Source organism: Curtobacterium pomorum (genome assembly GCF_044497295.1).
Taxonomy (GTDB): Bacteria; Actinomycetota; Actinomycetes; order Actinomycetales; family Microbacteriaceae; genus Curtobacterium.
In genome coordinates this window covers 1,165,632-1,181,727 of sequence record NZ_CP172409.1, presented here as the reverse complement: position 1 = coordinate 1,181,727, position 16,096 = coordinate 1,165,632, and the positions used below count along the sequence as shown (strand labels likewise).

12 protein-coding genes and 1 riboswitch are annotated in these 16,096 nt (G+C 71.1%); of the genes, 3 read left to right on the top strand and 9 right to left on the bottom strand.

What is annotated here, in order from left to right; all coding sequences use genetic code 11:
- Nucleotides 1–2: 2 nt before the first annotated feature.
- Complete coding sequence (locus ACGH48_RS05655) at nt 3–641, bottom strand: ECF transporter S component (protein ID WP_123313414.1); 639 nt, start codon at nt 639–641, stop codon at nt 3–5.
- Nucleotides 637–748, bottom strand: a riboswitch (TPP riboswitch). (Overlaps the previous gene by 5 nt.)
- Nucleotides 749–846: 98 nt before the next feature.
- Complete coding sequence (locus ACGH48_RS05650) at nt 847–1,167, bottom strand: hypothetical protein (protein WP_222660132.1); 321 nt, start codon at nt 1,165–1,167, stop codon at nt 847–849.
- Between the two features lie 129 nt (nt 1,168–1,296).
- Between ACGH48_RS05650 and glgX the strand changes: the two genes are divergently transcribed.
- From glgX to treZ, 3 genes are read left to right on the top strand one after another with little or no spacing between them, the layout of a single operon-like run.
- Entirely contained in the window at nt 1,297–3,531 is a 2,235-nt protein-coding gene (gene glgX / locus ACGH48_RS05645) for a glycogen debranching protein GlgX (protein WP_396290557.1), read from the top strand.
- Entirely contained in the window at nt 3,528–6,032 is a 2,505-nt protein-coding gene (gene treY, locus ACGH48_RS05640; RefSeq protein ID WP_396290555.1) for a malto-oligosyltrehalose synthase, read from the top strand. Before glgX ends, treY begins: the two co-directional genes overlap by 4 nt.
- Nucleotides 6,029–7,783 (top strand): malto-oligosyltrehalose trehalohydrolase, encoded by a 1,755-nt coding sequence (gene treZ, locus ACGH48_RS05635; RefSeq protein ID WP_123313410.1) that lies wholly within the window; start codon nt 6,029–6,031, stop codon nt 7,781–7,783. The genes treY and treZ overlap by 4 nt, the downstream gene beginning before the upstream one ends.
- Nucleotides 7,784–7,911: 128 nt before the next feature.
- Here treZ and ACGH48_RS05630 read toward each other — a convergent pair whose 3' ends face one another.
- The 7 genes from ACGH48_RS05630 to ACGH48_RS05600 all read right to left on the bottom strand — a co-directional run bounded on the left by ACGH48_RS05630 (nt 7,912) and on the right by ACGH48_RS05600 (nt 15,819).
- Nucleotides 7,912–8,706 carry a polyprenol monophosphomannose synthase gene (locus tag ACGH48_RS05630; RefSeq protein ID WP_396290552.1) on the bottom strand — a complete coding sequence of 265 codons (795 nt, stop codon included), beginning with the start codon at nt 8,704–8,706 and terminating at the stop codon, nt 7,912–7,914.
- A 44-nt stretch (nt 8,707–8,750) separates the two neighbouring features.
- Nucleotides 8,751–9,467, bottom strand: coding sequence for a class F sortase (locus ACGH48_RS05625; protein WP_396290550.1), 717 nt, complete (start codon nt 9,465–9,467; stop codon nt 8,751–8,753).
- On the bottom strand, nt 9,464–10,618 hold the full coding sequence (locus ACGH48_RS05620) for a glycosyl hydrolase family 8 (protein ID WP_396290548.1): 1,155 nt from the start codon (nt 10,616–10,618) through the stop codon (nt 9,464–9,466). Before ACGH48_RS05620 ends, ACGH48_RS05625 begins: the two co-directional genes overlap by 4 nt.
- 161 nt (nt 10,619–10,779) lie before the next feature.
- The gene (locus ACGH48_RS05615) at nt 10,780–11,604 is read right to left on the bottom strand and encodes a DUF4397 domain-containing protein (RefSeq protein WP_396290546.1); all 825 of its coding nucleotides are present in this window, start codon (nt 11,602–11,604) and stop codon (nt 10,780–10,782) included.
- A gap of 179 nt (nt 11,605–11,783) precedes the next feature.
- Complete coding sequence (locus ACGH48_RS05610) at nt 11,784–13,772, bottom strand: ArnT family glycosyltransferase (RefSeq protein ID WP_396290544.1); 1,989 nt, start codon at nt 13,770–13,772, stop codon at nt 11,784–11,786.
- Nucleotides 13,769–15,352, bottom strand: a complete 1,584-nt coding sequence (locus tag ACGH48_RS05605) for a glycosyltransferase (RefSeq protein WP_396290542.1) — start codon at nt 15,350–15,352, stop codon at nt 13,769–13,771. Before ACGH48_RS05605 ends, ACGH48_RS05610 begins: the two co-directional genes overlap by 4 nt.
- The gene (locus tag ACGH48_RS05600; RefSeq protein ID WP_260233104.1) at nt 15,349–15,819 is read right to left on the bottom strand and encodes a GtrA family protein; all 471 of its coding nucleotides are present in this window, start codon (nt 15,817–15,819) and stop codon (nt 15,349–15,351) included. Before ACGH48_RS05600 ends, ACGH48_RS05605 begins: the two co-directional genes overlap by 4 nt.
- Nucleotides 15,820–16,096: the final 277 nt, after the last annotated feature.

Below are 16,096 nucleotides of genomic sequence, written 5' to 3'. Positions count from 1 at the left end.
CGTCACACCAGTTCGCGCGGCCGACGCCGACTGTGTTCGCGACCCGCCGCGAACGAGGACAGCACGCCGGTGCGGGCGAGTGCGCGGACGAGCAACCACGAACCGGCACCCGCGATCACCGCGCCCGAGATGACCGCGCAGACGACGTAGACGATCTTGAACGCGGCGTCGAGGCCGGGGTACCACAGCACGGTGTCGTTGATGCCGAGCGCGAGGCCGGCCGCGGCGCCCGCCAGGACGACGACCGGCAGCCGGTACACGCGGTACAGGAACAGGGCGAGGACGATCTCGGCTCCGAGGCCCTGGACGAGCCCGGCCTCGAGCGTCAGCCAGCCCCACTGGGTGCCGAATAGTGCCTCGACGGACGCGGCGACCATCTCACCGTAGAGTGCGGCGCCGGGCTTGCGGACGACGATGGCGACGAGTGGGCCGGCGAGCAGCCATACGCCGCCGAACAGCGCTTTCGTCCCCGGCAGGACGAGGTCCATGACGGCACTGATGGGCTCGTAGCCGAACTCCCAGAGCCGGAAGACGACGCCGAGTGCCACCGCGAGCACGCTCGCGACGACGATGTCGACGACCCGCCAGCGCAGCGATCGCCGCGGGGCGGTGTGGACGGTAGATGACGTGCCAGAAGACATGGTGCTGGACTCCTCCCTGCGCCGGCATGATCCGGATCAGGTTCGACGGTCGGAGCGCCACTCGCTCCCTCTCAGCCCGGCGGTCCCGGACTCCCGTGTGTGTCCCAGCAGTCTAGACGTGGTCGCGACCACATGACGGGTCGCGACCGCGGATCGGACGGGAGGCCCGTGGCGGGTCCGCCACGGGCCTCCCGTCCGATCGTCGCTACTTCTTCAGGACGCGCACCAGTTTCCGGAGCACGGTGCCGGTCACCCAGACGAGCGGGATGCTGACGGCGACGAGCGAGATGAGGTTCGGCTCGAACTCGAGGTCCTTGCCGGGGCGACGGACGTACGCGCCGACCGGGATCGACGCGCCGCCGCCACCGCCGCCGCCGTTCTCGTCGTCCCCGCCGCCCCCGAAGCCGAACCAGCCGAGGGACACCGGGATGAGGGTCTGGTCTCCGACCTCGACGGGGTCCCCGTAGTTCGTGGAGACGCCGATCGGGCGTACCTTGTCTGCGATCTGCGTGACGATGTTGGCCATGCGCGCGACGCTACTCGTCCGTTCCTCCACAGGGCGGGCCACGCGCGCAGGGGTGCACAGCTGGGGCTTGTCTGCGGACGCGGACGGGCGTCACCGATATGTTGGCGCGACCATCACCTGGAGGACCGTTTGCACACCTGGCCCGGCAACCCGTACCCGCTCGGGGCGACCTACGACGGAAGCGGCACGAACTTCGCGCTCTTCAGCGAGGTCGCCGAGCGCGTCGAACTCTGTCTGTTCGACACCGACGGCAACGAAGAGTGCATCCCCCTCGTCGAGGTCGACGCCTACGTCTGGCACGCCTACCTGCCGAACATCGGCCCCGGGCAGGAGTACGGCTTCCGTGTCCACGGCCCGTACGACCCCGACAACGGTGCACGCTGCAACCCGTCGAAGCTCCTGCTCGACCCCTACGCCAAGGCGACGAGCGGCGAGATCGACTGGGACCAGTCACTCTTCGCGTACACGTTCGGCGACCCGGACTCGACGAACGACGACGACTCTGCGGCGCACATGATGAAGGGCGTCGTGATCAACCCGTTCTTCGACTGGCAGGGCGACCGCGCACCGCGCACGCCCTACGGCGAGACGGTGATCTACGAAGCACACGTCAAGGGCCTCACCGAGACCCACCCCGACGTGCCGGAGGAGCAGCGCGGCACCTACGCCGGCGTCTCCCACCCGGCGGTCATCGAGCACCTGCAGCGACTCGGCATCACGACGCTCGAGCTCATGCCGGTGCACCAGTTCGTGAACGACTCCACCCTGCAGGACAAGGGGCTGTCGAACTACTGGGGCTACAACACCATCGGCTTCTTCGCGCCGCACTCCTCGTACTCGTCCTCGGGCGACCAGGGGCAGCAGGTGCAGGAGTTCAAGACCATGGTGCGGGAACTCCACCGCGCCGGCATCGAGGTCGTGCTCGACGTCGTCTACAACCACACCGCCGAGGGCAACCACCTCGGTCCGACACTGTCGTTCCGGGGCATCGACAACGCGGCGTACTACCGCCTGGTCGATGACGACAAGAAGTTCTACATGGACTACACGGGCACCGGGAACTCGCTCAACGTCGGGCACCCGCACTCGCTGCAGCTCATCCTCGACTCGCTGCGCTACTGGGTGACCGAGATGCACGTCGACGGCTTCCGCTTCGACCTCGCCTCGGCGCTCGCCCGCGAGTTCTACGAGGTCGACCGGCTGTCCGCGTTCTTCGAGCTCGTGCAGCAGGACCCGATCGTGTCGCAGGTCAAGCTCATCGCCGAGCCCTGGGACGTCGGCCCCGGCGGCTACCAGGTCGGCAACTTCCCGCCCCAGTGGTCGGAGTGGAACGGCAAGTACCGCGACACCGTGCGCGACTTCTGGCGCGGTGAGTCGTCCACGCTCGGCGAGTTCGCCTCCCGTATCTCCGGCTCGGCCGACCTGTACGAGCACGACGGCCGCACGCCCAAGGCGAGCATCAACTTCATCACCGCGCACGACGGCTTCACGCTGTACGACCTCGTCGCCTACAACGAGAAGCACAACGAGGCCAACGGCGAGGACAACAACGACGGCGAGAGCCACAACCGGTCCTGGAACTCCGGCGCCGAGGGTCCGACCGACGATGAGGCCGTGAACGCCCTGCGACTGCAGCGACGCCGGAACTTCCTGGCGACGCTGCTCCTCAGCCAGGGCGTGCCGATGATCGCCCACGGTGACGAGCTCGGCCGTTCGCAGTCCGGCAACAACAACGTCTACGCGCAGGACTCCGAGCTCAGCTGGATCGACTGGGAGACCGCGGACGACGACCTCGTCCAGTTCACGGCCGACGTCGTGAAGCTCCGCCACGACCACCCGACGTTCCGCCGCACCCGGTACTTCAACGGGCGCCCGGTGCGCCGCGGCCAGGACGAGCCGCTGCCCGACGTGGTCTGGCTCACCCCCGAGGGCGAGGCCATGTCGCCGGAGGACTGGGACTCCGGCTTCGGCAAGAGCGTCGGCATGTACCTGAACGGCGACGGGATCCGCGGGCGCGACTCCCGCGGTGAGCGTGTCACCGACGTGGCGTTCATCACGTACTTCAACGCCCACGACGACGTCGTGACCTTCACGCTGCCGCCCGAGGAGTACGCACCGGGGTGGACGGTCCGTATCGACACCGCCGAGCCCGGCGCCCGCGACGAGGTCATCGACGCGGGGACGCCGCTCGACGTCCCCGCCCGGTCGATGATCGTCCTCCGCGCCGAGCCGAACCACGAGGTCTCCGCCGCGCCGGTCGAGGTCCAGCACCACGAGGGCGATCCGGAGCTCCGGTCCCCGCAGGACGCCGTCACCCCGGCGAACCCCGCCGGCTCCACCGCGCCGAGCGGTACCGCACGATGAGCGCCGGCGCACCGGGAGCCGGGCGTCGCGTCCCGGTCTCGACGTACCGGCTGCAGGTCTCCGCAGACTTCGACCTGGCCGCAGCACGCGACCTCGTCGACTACGTGCACGACCTCGGCGCCGACTGGCTGTACCTGTCGCCCGTCCTGCAGTCGGAACCCGGCTCGAACCACGGCTACGACGTCGTCGACCACACGCACGTCGACTCCGACCGCGGCGGTGACGAGGCCCTCCGGGTCCTCGCCGAGGCCGCGCACGCCGTCGGCCTCGGCGTGCTGGTCGACGTCGTCCCGAACCACGTCGGGGTCGCCACCCCGGAGATCAACCCGTGGTGGTGGTCCCTGCTCGAACTCGGCCAGGGCTCCCCCGTCGCGTGGGCGTTCGACGTCGACTGGGACGCCGGCGACGGCAAGGTCCGGGTGCCGGTCCTCGACGACCGGCTGCTCGACGCGGTGTCGCTCGACACGTCCGACCCGGAACGCCCGGTGCTGCGGGTCGGTGAGACCGCGTACCCGACCGCGCCCGGTACCGCCCACCCGGGCGACTCGGTCGAGGCCGTGCACGAGCTGCAGCACTACGCGTTCGTGCACTGGAAGCGCGCCGACCACGAGCTCAACTACCGCCGGTTCTTCGCGGTGAACACGCTCGCGGCGATCCGGGTCGAGGAGCCCGAGGTCTTCGCGGCCTCGCACGGTGTCATCGGAGCCTGGTTCCGCGACGGCCTCGTCGACGGCCTGCGCATCGACCACCCAGACGGGCTCTACGACCCCGCCGGGTACCTGCAGGACCTCGCCGAGCTGACCGGCGGCGCGTACACCCTCGTCGAGAAGATCCTCGAGCCCGGCGAGGAACTGCCGAGCTCGTGGCCCGTCGACGGCACCACCGGGTACGACGCCCTGGGCATCTTGGACCGCGTGCTCGTCGACCCCGCGGGCGAACCGACGCTGACGGCCGCGTCCGGAGCGGAACCGGCCGACTGGCAGCAGCTCACGCACGACACCCGCCGCGGCATCGCCGACGGGATCCTCGGCAGCGAGGTCGAGCGGCTCGCCCGCCTCCTCGCTCCGGTCGCCGCCGGGGCGGACGCGATCACGCACGAACGACTCGTGGACGCCCTCGCCGAGGTCGTCGCGTCGTTCGACGTGTACCGCACCTACCTGCCCGAGGGCGCGCACCACCTCATCGCCGCGCTCGAACGCGCCGCCGAGGCCCGCCCGGACCTCGACGACGTCATCGACCGCATCGCCCCGGCGCTCGTCGACCCGGAGAACGCCGCCGCCGTCCGCCTGCAGCAGACGAGCGGCATGGTGATGGCCAAGGGCGTCGAGGACACGGCGTTCTACCGCACGTCCCGCCTGACGTCCCTGAGCGAGGTCGGGAGCGACCCGAGCGTGTTCGCGGTGTCCGTGGCCGACTTCCACCAGGCGCAGCGCGACCGGCTCGGCAGCTGGCCGCACACCATGACGGCGCTCACCACCCACGACACGAAGCGCAGCGAGGACACCCGGGCACGCATCGCAGTCCTGGCCGAGCTCGGCAGCGAGTGGGCTGACACCCTCGACCGGTTGCAGTCCCTCGTCCCGCTCGAGGACCGCGTGTTCGCGGACCTGCTCTGGCAGGCCATCGTCGGTGCCCGGCCAGCGAGTCGCGAGCGGCTGCACGCCTACGCCGAGAAGGCGTCGCGCGAAGCCGGCGACAGCACGACCTGGACCGAGCCGGACACGGCGTTCGAGGAGCGCATGCACGCGCTCGTCGACGCGGCGTTCGACGAGCCCGCGGTGGTGGCCGTGCTCGATGCCCTCGACGAGCGGATCGACGCGGCCGGGTGGGCGAACGGGCTCGCGCAGAAGCTCGTGCAGCTCACGGCGCCCGGCGTCCCCGACGTCTACCAGGGCACCGAGTTCTGGGACCGTTCCCTCGTCGACCCCGACAACCGCCGTGCGGTGGACTACGCCGAACGGCGCCACGTCCTCGCCGAGATCGACGGCCCGGACGACGACGGCCCCGAGGACCTGCCCGCGATCGGGATCGACGGCGCTGCGAAGCTCCTCGTGACCGCGCGTGCGCTCCGTCTCCGCCGCGACCACCCCGAGCTCTTCACGCGGTACCTCGCGCTCGAGGCGACGGGCAGCGCGGCGGACCACGTCGTCGCGTTCGACCGCGGTGGTGCCGTGACGGTCGCCACGCGCCTGCCGATCGGCCTCGAACGGGTCGGCGGCTGGGGCGACACCCTCGTGCACGCCGTCCCCGTCGATCGGGTCGACCTGCTCACCGGCAGGTCGTTCCCGGCCAGCCGGGGCATCGCGCTCGCGGACCTGCTCACCACGTACCCGGTCGCGCTGCTCGTCCCGGCCGCCGCGGTCGGGGAGCCCGGCCACGCCGACACGGTGACCGACGCGTCCGACGCGGAACGGGCCTCCCGGTCGACCGCCGGAACCGCCCCGGCGACCACCGAGTCCGACGCACAAGCCGAGATCGACATCCTGGAGGGTCACGCATGACCGCACCCGACCGCTACGCCGTCTGGGCGCCCGAGCCGGACCGTGTCCGGCTGGTCGTCGACGACGTCGAGTACCCGCTGACCCGGGGCGACGACGACTGGTGGTCGACCGACGCGATCATGCCGGTCGTCGGTGCCCGCTACGGGTTCCGCCTCGGCGACGACGACGCGGTCCGACCCGATCCCCGCAGTCGCTTCCAACCGGACGGCGTGCACGGCACCTCGGCAGTGGTCGACCCGGCGCGCTTCGCGTGGACCGACGAGTCGTGGACCGGACGCCCGGCCCGCGGTGCCGTCATCTACGAGATGCACGTCGGCACGTACACGCCGGAGGGCACCCTCGACGCAGCCGCGCAGAAGCTCGACCACCTGGTCGAGCTCGGAGTCGAGTTCGTCGAACTGCTGCCCGTCAACGGTGTGAACGGCGAGTGGAACTGGGGTTACGACGGCGTCGCGTGGTTCGCGGTGCACGCGCCGTACGGCGGCCCGGACGCGTACGACCGCTTCGTCGACACCGCGCACTCGCTCGGTCTCGGCGTCATCCAGGACGTCGTCTACAACCACCTCGGTCCGAGCGGCAACTACCTGCCGCTGTACGGGCCGTACCTGGTGCAGGGCCTCGCGAACACGTGGGGCGACTCGGTGAACGTGGAGCACCCCGAGGTCCGCCGGTACGTCCTCGACAATGTGCGCATGTGGTTCCGCGACCACCACGTCGACGGGCTCCGGCTCGACGCCGTGCACGCGATCCGCGACACCACCCGACCGCACGTGCTGGCCGAGATGGCCGACGAGACGGACGCGTACGGCGCCTTCGTCGGTCGTCCGCTGTCCCTGATCGCCGAGTCGGACCTCAACGACCCCGTGATGTTCCGCCCGCGTGAAGCCGCCGGGTACGGACTCTCGGGGCAGTGGTCCGACGACTTCCACCACGCCGTGCACGTCGCGCTGACGGGTGAGACGAACGGCTACTACGCCGACTTCGCACCGCTGTCGGCGCTCGCGAAGGTGCTCGACCACGGGTTCTTCCACGACGGCACGTGGTCGTCGTTCCGTGGCCGGCGGCACGGGCAGCCGATCGACCGCGGCACCTCGCCGGCGACGGCCCTGGTCGTCACGAACCAGAACCACGACCAGATCGGCAACCGCGCGGCGGGCGACCGGCTGGCGGCGACGCTCGACGACGAGGGCCTCGTCATCGCGGCGGCGCTGACCCTGCTCGGGCCCTTCACGCCCATGCTGTTCATGGGCGAGGAGTTCGCCGCGACGACACCGTGGCAGTTCTTCACCTCGCACCCGGAGCCCGAGCTGGGCACGGCCACCGCCGAGGGGCGCATCGCCGAGTTCGCCGAGCACGGGTGGGACGAGTCCGCCGTGCCGGACCCGCAGGACCCGACGACGTTCACGAACTCCAAGCTCGACTGGGCCGACGTCAGTTCCGAGCGGGGCGCGGCGATCCTGCGTGCCTACCGGGTGCTGGTCGCCCTGCGGCGCACCGACCAGGCCTTCGTCGACCACCGGTACGAGGCGAACGCCGTGCGGTTCAGTGAGGACCGGCGGTGGCTGGTGCTCACACGCGGGCTGCTCGGGCCCGACGTCGCTCCGGTGCACGTCGTGGTGAACTTCCTCGACGACGCTGCCGAGGTGCCGGTCCCCGGTGCCACCGGCGAGGAGCTCTACCGCTTCGGTGCGGCCGAGGTCGCGACGGACTGCGTGCGGTTCCGTGGGCGGGGCGTGGTGGTGCTGCGCTAGTCGCTGCGCTGTCGTCCGGGCTGCCCACGGGCGTCCGATCCGCGAAAGCGACAGTGTCCCGCGAACGGTTCGCGGGACACTGTCGCTTTCGCGGTACCAACGCCGACGCCGAGCGCCGCTGCCGCGGGTCAGGCGGCGTGGTCGGCGACCGCGTGTGCGTTCTTCCGCACGGACGGCAGCTTCCGGTGGTCCTTGACCAGGGAACGGGTCTCGCGGATGCGGCGGTCGATGCCCCACTTCGTCACGAGGGCCAGGCTCTCGCGCACGATGTTGCCGCTCATCTTCGAGACGCCGAACTCCCGCTCGGTGAACGTGATCGGGGTCTCGACGACGCGCAGACCCGCCTCGAGGGCACGCCAGCACAAGTCGACCTGGAAGCAGTAGCCCTTCGACGCCACACCCGCCAGGTCGATCCGCTCGAACGCCCGCGAGGTGAAGACCCGGAACCCGCCGGTGGCGTCGCGGACCGCGATGCCGAGGGCCAGGCGCGTGTAGAGGTTGCCGCCGCGGGACAGCAGTTCGCGGTACCAGGGCCAGTTCTCCACCTTCCCGCCCTTGATCCAGCGGGACCCGAGCACGAGGTCGTTCGTGTCGGCGAGCTTGAGCATCCACGGCAGGTACTCGGGGTGGTGCGAGCCGTCGGCGTCCATCTCGACGAGCTTGGCGTACCCGTGCTCGAGGCCCCACGCGAAGCCGGACAGGTACGCGCCGCCGAGACCGTCCTTCACCGTGCGGTGCATCACGTGCACCCGGTCGCTCTCGCTCGCGATCGCGTCGGCGATGTCACCGGTGCCGTCGGGCGAGTTGTCGTCGACGACGAGCACGTGGACGCTGTCGTCGGTGGCCGCGAGCGTGCGCTCGACGATGGGACGGACGTTCTCCGCCTCGTCGTAGGTCGGGATGATGACCAGGGTCTCGCTCATGGTGCTCCTCGTGCTCCACATCGAATGTATCGGTCGGTCGTGGGTCAGTCCGACGAGAGGTCTGCGAACACGATCAGATTGTCCGTGTAGTGCCCGGTGGCGGTGTCGAACACGCCGTCGCAGGTGATCAGTCGGAGTTGGGCTGTCGGGGTGGTGCCGTAGACGTCGCTCGTCGGGAACGCCGACTTGGCGGCGCGTTCCGAGCGGTCGACGGTGAAGGTGCGGGTGGTGCCGTCGGACATCGCGACGTGGATCTCGTCACCGGCGACCAGTTCGTCGAGGCGGAAGAACACCGCGGCGCTCGTCGGGCTGTCCACGTGGCCGGCGATCACGGCCGGGCCGACCTCACCGGGGACGATGCCGTCGCTGAACCAGCCCGCACTGTCCCAGTCGACGGGCGGGTCGAGCTCACCGGCGGAGCCGCGGTGCAGGTCCTCGAGGTCCGACTGCACGCCGATCGCGGGGATCGAGACGCTGACGGGGGTCGCCGAGGAACGGGCAGCGGGCGCTGCCGGGTCCTGGAACCCCTCGGTGCCCGAGCCGGACGACCCGGCCCCGGCAGCACCCGACCCGGCAGCAGCCGACGCAGGACTCGACGGCGCCGAGCCGGCACGCCCACCCGACCCGTCGCTGCCGACGGTCGACGCGAGGGCCACACCCGTGACGCCGCCGCCCAGGACGACCGCGGCCAGGACGGCCCCGATCACCACACCACGGCGCCGGACCGCCGGACCGCGCCCGGCGGACCGCCGGCCGGTCACGATGCACCTCCGGCCGTCGTCGCACAGCCGCCGAGCACGTCCGAGGTGAGCATGGTCGCACCGAGGGCGGCCCAGGCGTCCCCGTAGTAGGTCGGCGTGGTGGCCGCCGTGCGGTCGGCCCGCTCCAGGTCGTCGGCAGCCGCACCGGAGGACCCGGCTGCGTGCTCCGCCGCGGCCCTGGCGGTGTACGCCAGCGCGTTCGTGTCCTCGGTCACGGCGGTCCCGCCGAGGTCGAGCTGGGCCGCGAGCTGCGTCGTCCGACGCAGGGTCGGGGCGAGCGAACCGGCGAGGGCGCGGTCGTCGGCGGAGCAGGCCTCCGCGTAGCGGACGGGCGTCCGCATCGCGTCGTAGCCGTAGAGCACGCGCTGGTCCCCGCCGGTCGCGGGCATCGGGTCGACGGTGCCGTCGGCGTGCACCTGCGACCAGTCGCTCGGCAGCTGTGACTCGTCGAGCCCGGCCGTCGTCACCGCTCGGGAACCGCGGTTCAGCGCGGTCCACCGGTCGTCGCCCGTGGCCTTCGCCAGCACCGCGAAGGCTGCCGGCGACGCGTACGAGGCGTTGTAGCGGTAGGGCTCGGAGTCCGCCCACGGCCCGGGCAGCAGGATCGTGCCGAGTTCCGTGGTCGCGGTCTCGTGCTCCAGGATCGCCGACGCGATGCGCGTGCCGGCTGCCGTGTAGCGGTCCTCGCCCCAGGCGTCGCCAGCGAGCACCAGGGCCCGCGCGGCGTCGAGGTCGGCGTCGCTCGCCGGCTGCTCGTCGGCGACACCGTCGTCCGGCGTCCAACGCCAGGCGAGCAGGTCGTCGTCGGTCAGCATGTGCGTCTTCGTCCACTTCCAGATGTCGTCGAACCGGTCGCGGTCGCCGTTCGCGAACGCGATGAGCAGCCCGTAGGCCTGCCCTTCGCTGACGGTGTCGTCGCCCTGGTCGGTGCGGACGACGCGGCCGTCCTGCACGTAGCGGTCCAGGAACTCGGTGCGGAGCTGCTCCGGGGAACGGGCCGCGTCGGGCGCGCTGGTCGAGGTCGGGGTGGCGGCCGAGCCGTTCTCGGCTGCGGTGTCCTGCCCCCACGGCCGCACTGCGATGAGCGCGACGCCGACGGCGACGACCACCGCCGCCGCGGCGGTGACGGGTATCCAGGTCCTGCGGGTCATGCTGGCCTGCCTTTCCGTGGATGGTGACGAAGGATCTAGACGGTGGGCCCACGACGCCGGTTCCGGGCCGACGCGCCAGCGGCGGACCGGCCGTGCCGGTGGGGAGGCCCGGATCACGTGAGCGTGTCGGCGCACGTGATCCGGGCCTCCCGGCCAGGGCGTCAGCGGTACAGCGAGCGGAGCGCTGCGACGGCCGCGTGGACGGCCTCCGTCATCGGGCGGTCGGCGGCTGCGCCGCCGCCACCCGTCTGCACGCCGCCGGTCGGGGTCGCGGCGGTGGCCGCGGCGTCCGTCACCGGCACGACCGTCAGGTCACCCTTGCTGTCGTCGAGGACGAACAGGGTGGAGACGGTGTTGCCGGCGAGGTCGACGCTGGCGGTGCCCTGCTGGCCGCTGCCGGAGACGTCGAGCGTCCACTTGCCGGAGTCGACCGTGGCGTACTGGGTGGCGGTGCCGAACTCCGCGCCCTCGGCGATGGCGGTGCCCTCGGAGGTGCTCACGTCGACCTGCTTCGCCGTGGTGGCGGCCTGGACCAGCCGGAGCTTCGCCTTGCCGTCGCCCGGCTGCTGCAGGTCGTCGGTGAACGCCGTCGTCTTGAGGTCGGTGTTCTTGCCGTAGGCGACGACCGTGCTCGCGTCGCCCTTGTCGACCTGCACGTCGGTGGAGATCACCGGCGTGGAGTCCGGAGCGTCGGAGGCCCGCATCGACAGGACGTAGGTGCCGACCGGGAGTTCCTGGTACTTGCTGACCTGGCCGTAGGTGACGTCGTCGAGTTCGAAGACCGTCTTGCCGCCGGACAGGCTGGACAGCTCGACGTCGACGCTCTTGGTGTCGGGCGAGAGGTGGCCGACGCGGAGCCAGCCCTCGTCGGCCGTGGTGGCGGCGGTGGCGGTCTGGGGTGCTGCGAGTCCGACGGTCGCGGCGACGAGGGTTGCTGCGAGTGCGCCGACGACGACGGTGCGGCGTCGCTGGGTGTGTGCGGTCATGGTCGTGCTCCTTCGGGTCGTGGTGCTGGTCGTGTTCGGTTCCGGGGTGGCGCGGGCGGCGCGGGTGTCGCGAGTGGCCACCCCGCGAGCGGGCGAAATACCGGGGTCCGCGCGCGGCGCACCCGGGTGTTTCGCCCGCTCGGCGAACCGCTGCGCGGCCCGGGCGTCGGCCGCGCGCGTCACGAGGCGCTCGTCGCGGTCGTCGTCGGGTCCGCCGGGGTGTAGGTGACGGTGAGCCGCTCGCCCTCACGCTCGACCGACGCCGGCCGGAACGACTCGGACATCGCGTCGAGGGTCGCGGCCACACGCTCGGCCGAGGCGACGTCACTGGTGTGCAGGACGGCGGTGCGGAACGGCTGGCCGGTCTCGCCCGTGAGCGGCGTGAACCGGTCGACGCGGACGTCCTGGTCGGCGAGCACCTGGCCGAGCGCGATCATCGCCCGCGAGTCGACCTGACCCGCGCGGAACTGCGACTTGGTGCCGTCGTCGGCCCGGAGCGCCGGGTTCGACGCCAGCTCGGTACCCATGGTCTTCCGCAGGTCGCTGGCCCGGGTGATCGCGGTCTGCGCGGCGGTCCGCCCCTCGGCGTGGATGCGTCGGACCTCGACCTGCTGGTCGCCGGAGCCGAAGGTCGCGACGGCCGTCGAGTTCTCGATCGCCTGGCGGACGTCGGACGACGAGTTGCCGCCGGTCCGCATGGAGTCCGTCGTGATGACGTAGTCCGAGTCCTTCCACCCGTTGGGCGACTGGCGCTCCACGGCTCCGTCGGTGTCGAGCTTGTAGTACCAGACCACGTTGTTCCGGGCGAAGCCGTCCTCGACGAGGTCGACCCACATGGCGTCGTCCACCAGCAGTCGGGAGGACTTCGAGACGTTGTCCCCGACCCACTGCTCGGCCTGCTGCATCGGCAGGTCGAGGTTGCCCAGGACGAAGCCGCGCAGCTGTGTTCCCCAGAGCGGCACCGCCACGACGAGTGCGACCGCGGTGGTGACGGCCCAGGTGATGCCGAGACCACGACGGGTCCCGGTGCCGAGGCGGGTACGGGTACGGACCCGACCGGCGATCGACAGGACGGCACGCTCGGCCGTGTACGCGACCAGCAGGGCGGCGAACGGGATGAGCATGATGACGTACGGCACCGGCAGGTACCCGTTCGGGCGGAACATCATCGCGAGCAGGAAGACGAGCATCGCGGCGATCGGACGGACCCGGCGCAGGAAGAGTCCCACGACCGCGGAGGCCGAGCCGAGCACGATGAACACCGGGTCGAGCGCCCACCACTGCGACGCGGCGGCGTTGGCCAGGCTGCCCGGGTCGAACAGCGAACCCGATGCCGAGCGCGAGCCGAGCTGGTAGGTGATGCCCTCGAACAGGCTGACCCGACCGCTGCCCGGCAACAGCTCGCCCTTGACCGCGGCGAGCAGCAGGTACCCGCCGCCGATGATGACGAGGACGGCCCCGGCGACGCTGAGCGTGTACCGGCGGGTGCTCCGGTCGGCACGGCGGACCGCCATCCAGATGAGGAACGGCAGGGCGAGCAGGTACGTCTCCTTGGAGAGCACCGCGATGCCGAGGCACGCAGCTGCTCCGGCGAACCCGGCGAGCTGCTGGCGACGGCTGAGCACGAGGACGAACGCGGCGAGCAGCCACGGCGTCGCGACGTTGTCGATGTAGACCGTGCGGTGGTACTGCAGGGCGAGCGGCGACAGCGCGAAGACGAGGCCGGCTGCGGATGCGGTGATCCGGCCGGCACCGAGGCGGCGGGCCAGGACGAACAGCAGGATGCTCGAGACGGCGGAGAAGAAGACCATCGCCTCGCGGCCGGCCTCGACGGCGAACGGGTAGCGCGCGAACGCCCCGGTCAGACCGGTGTAGCCGGCGATCTGGATCCAGCCGAGCGGCGGGTGGTCGTACCAGTAGGTGTAGTGCGTGATCTCGCCGAGGTGCATGATCGCCCAGGCCTGCGCGGTGTACGTGCCCTCGTCGTCGATCCGCTGCGGGGTGCCGGACATGTTCCAGGCCTGCACGATGACGGTGATCGCGACGACCGGCAGCAGCCAGGTCAGGCTCGCAGCGTGTCGGCGGAACCAGGCGCTGATGCCGGTGTGGTCCCCGGCGACGGCACCGCGGATCGGGATGCCGGTGGTGTTGGTGATGCTGGCGCTCATCGGGTCCCTCCGGTGGTCGTGCCGGCGAGCTCACGCTCGGAAGCGGAGCCAGCGGAGCCAGCGGAACCGGCGGATGCGGAACCGGCGGACGCGGAACCAGCGGCAGAGCCCGCCGCGGCCGACGAACCGTCCGTGACGCCGGCGTTGCTCAGGTCCGACGCGAAGCCGACGACCTCGGCCGGCTGCTCGGCGTTCCGGTGCTGGCCCGTGTGCTCCGTCTTCTCCCAGCCGTTCTGCCCCTTGGCGTGGCGGACGACGGCCCGGACGGCCGCTGCGGCGAGGAAGACCTGGTACGGCACGAGACCGAGCACGAGCTTCACGTAGTCCCGGAAGCGGACCTTCTCCTTGTAGATGCGACCGAACTCGTTGAGGCCCACGACCTCGACGGCCAGCAGCATGAGCGTCGGTGCCACCGGGATGAACGACACCAGGGCGATCGCCGTCGGCACCTTGACGAACAGGATCATCAGGACGCTCAGCGGGATGAGCAGACCGGTGGCCGCCTGGATGAACGGCATGGTCAGCATGTAGCGCGCGAAGAAGCGCTGGCGGAACGAGGGCAGCTTCTTCCACTCCCCCTTGCCGAGCACCTGCAGGAAGCCCTGGTTCCAGCGCGTCCGCTGCTTGAGCAGGGAGGCGAAGGTCGGCGGGGTCTCCTCGCGGGTGACGGCCTCGGGGCTGTAGGCGACGACGACCTTCGCGCCGTCGGCGGACAGGCGGACACCGAGCTCGCAGTCCTCGGCGAGGCAGTGCGCGTCCCAGCCGTTCGACCAGTCGAGGCGTTCCTTCGTCACGAAGACGGTGTTCCCGCCGAGCGGGATGAACTTCGAGCCGGCGTGGAAGTGCAGGCGCGAACGGAACCAGAAGTAGTACTCCAGGACGTTCCGGAGGGACCACCAGCTGGACTTGAAGTTCATCAGCTGCACGCCGCCCTGCACCACGTCGGCGCCGGTCTCCTGGAACCGCGAGTCCACCAGGGTCAGCAGGTGCGGGTAGACCTCGTCCTCGGCGTCGAACACGCCGACGACGTCACCGGTCGCGTACTGGAGCGCCAGGTTCATCGCCTTCGGCTTGTTCTTCGGCAGCGTGTCGTCGACGACCACGCGGATCAGCTCGGGGTGGCGCGCGGCGGCGGCGCGCACGACGGCGTCCGTCTCCGGGTCGTCCTCGCCGACGATCGCGATGATCTCGAAGTCCGGGTGGTCCTGCTTCGCGAGCATGTCGAGCGTCTGGCCCATGACCTCCTGCTCGTGCCGCCCGGGCACCAGCAGGGTGAAGCGGTGCGCGGCCGGGCGCGGGGTCTGGCTGAAGCTCGTCGACTTCAGTGCGTCCCGCGAGCGCCAGGCGTGCAGCATCCACCACAACGTGGTGAGCGCGACGATCGTCAGGAGCACGGAGATGGCGATGAGGGCGGAGTAGCCGATCCACTCGCCCAGCGACCATGCGGCCTGCTGGACGGCGCCGGAGCCTCCGGTCGGGACGTCGGTGGTCCCACGGTTCGGGACGCTCGACGGAGCGGTTCCCTCGTTCGGCTGGAGCAGCGGCCCTGCGGCCGTCAGCAGCGTGGCGGAGATGGTCATGCGGCGAACCCCTTCGTGCGACGAGCATCGGTGGAACGGAAGACGAGGGCTTTGTACGCGGCGAACCGGAAGGCGGTTCCGAGCACGAGGCCGACGCCGTTGCCGGCGACGTTGTCGGCGAGGGTCGAGGTGAACCCGAGGACGTAGTGCGAGACGAACAGGCAGGCCGCGGCGATGCCGAGCCCGATCAGGTTCGTGGCAGCGAAGAGCAGCCCCTCGCGCACGGTCTCGCGGCGGCCGGTCTGGCGCTCGGCGCGGAACGTGATGAAGCGGTTGCCGATCCACGCCACGGCGGTCGACACGACGGCCGACACGATCTTCGCGGCGATGGGACCGTCGGGCATGACGGTGGCGCGCAGCAGGTTGTAGAGCCCCAGGTCGATGACGAAGCAGACGGCACCGATCGTGCCGAACGACGCGAGTTGCCTCGCGGTGGCGAGCAGGCGCCGGACCGTGCCGGGTCGCACGGTCGGCACCGTACCGGTGTCGGGTGACACCAGAACGGGGGTATCAGTTCGGGTCATGCCCCCGATTCGGGGGTAACGGGACTGCGGTTTGGGTGGGGTACGGGCTTACCCAGGCCTCTGCCAGTTCCACGACACGTGCTGTTCACACGGGACACGCAGATGCGTCGTCAGACGCGTTCCGCGGACTGGGACCGGCAGGATCACCGTCCGTCGTGTAGTGGGCTGGGTCCACGACGGACGGGAGGCCCGTGGCGGCGTCGCCACGGGCCTCCCGTCC

What these genes read in the sequence shown, in the direction of transcription:
- ACGH48_RS05655 (WP_123313414.1), bottom strand. Translation starts at nt 641, where the DNA reads ATGTCTTCTGGCACGTCATCTACCGTCCACACCGCCCCGCGGCGATCG.
- ACGH48_RS05650 (WP_222660132.1), bottom strand. Translation starts at nt 1,167, where the DNA reads ATGGCCAACATCGTCACGCAGATCGCAGACAAGGTACGCCCGATCGGC.
- treY (WP_396290555.1), top strand. Translation starts at nt 3,528, where the DNA reads ATGAGCGCCGGCGCACCGGGAGCCGGGCGTCGCGTCCCGGTCTCGACG.
- treZ (WP_123313410.1), top strand. Translation starts at nt 6,029, where the DNA reads ATGACCGCACCCGACCGCTACGCCGTCTGGGCGCCCGAGCCGGACCGT.
- ACGH48_RS05630 (WP_396290552.1), bottom strand. Translation starts at nt 8,706, where the DNA reads ATGAGCGAGACCCTGGTCATCATCCCGACCTACGACGAGGCGGAGAAC.
- ACGH48_RS05620 (WP_396290548.1), bottom strand. Translation starts at nt 10,618, where the DNA reads ATGACCCGCAGGACCTGGATACCCGTCACCGCCGCGGCGGCGGTGGTC.
- ACGH48_RS05615 (WP_396290546.1), bottom strand. Translation starts at nt 11,604, where the DNA reads ATGACCGCACACACCCAGCGACGCCGCACCGTCGTCGTCGGCGCACTC.
- ACGH48_RS05610 (WP_396290544.1), bottom strand. Translation starts at nt 13,772, where the DNA reads ATGAGCGCCAGCATCACCAACACCACCGGCATCCCGATCCGCGGTGCC.
- ACGH48_RS05605 (WP_396290542.1), bottom strand. Translation starts at nt 15,352, where the DNA reads ATGACCATCTCCGCCACGCTGCTGACGGCCGCAGGGCCGCTGCTCCAG.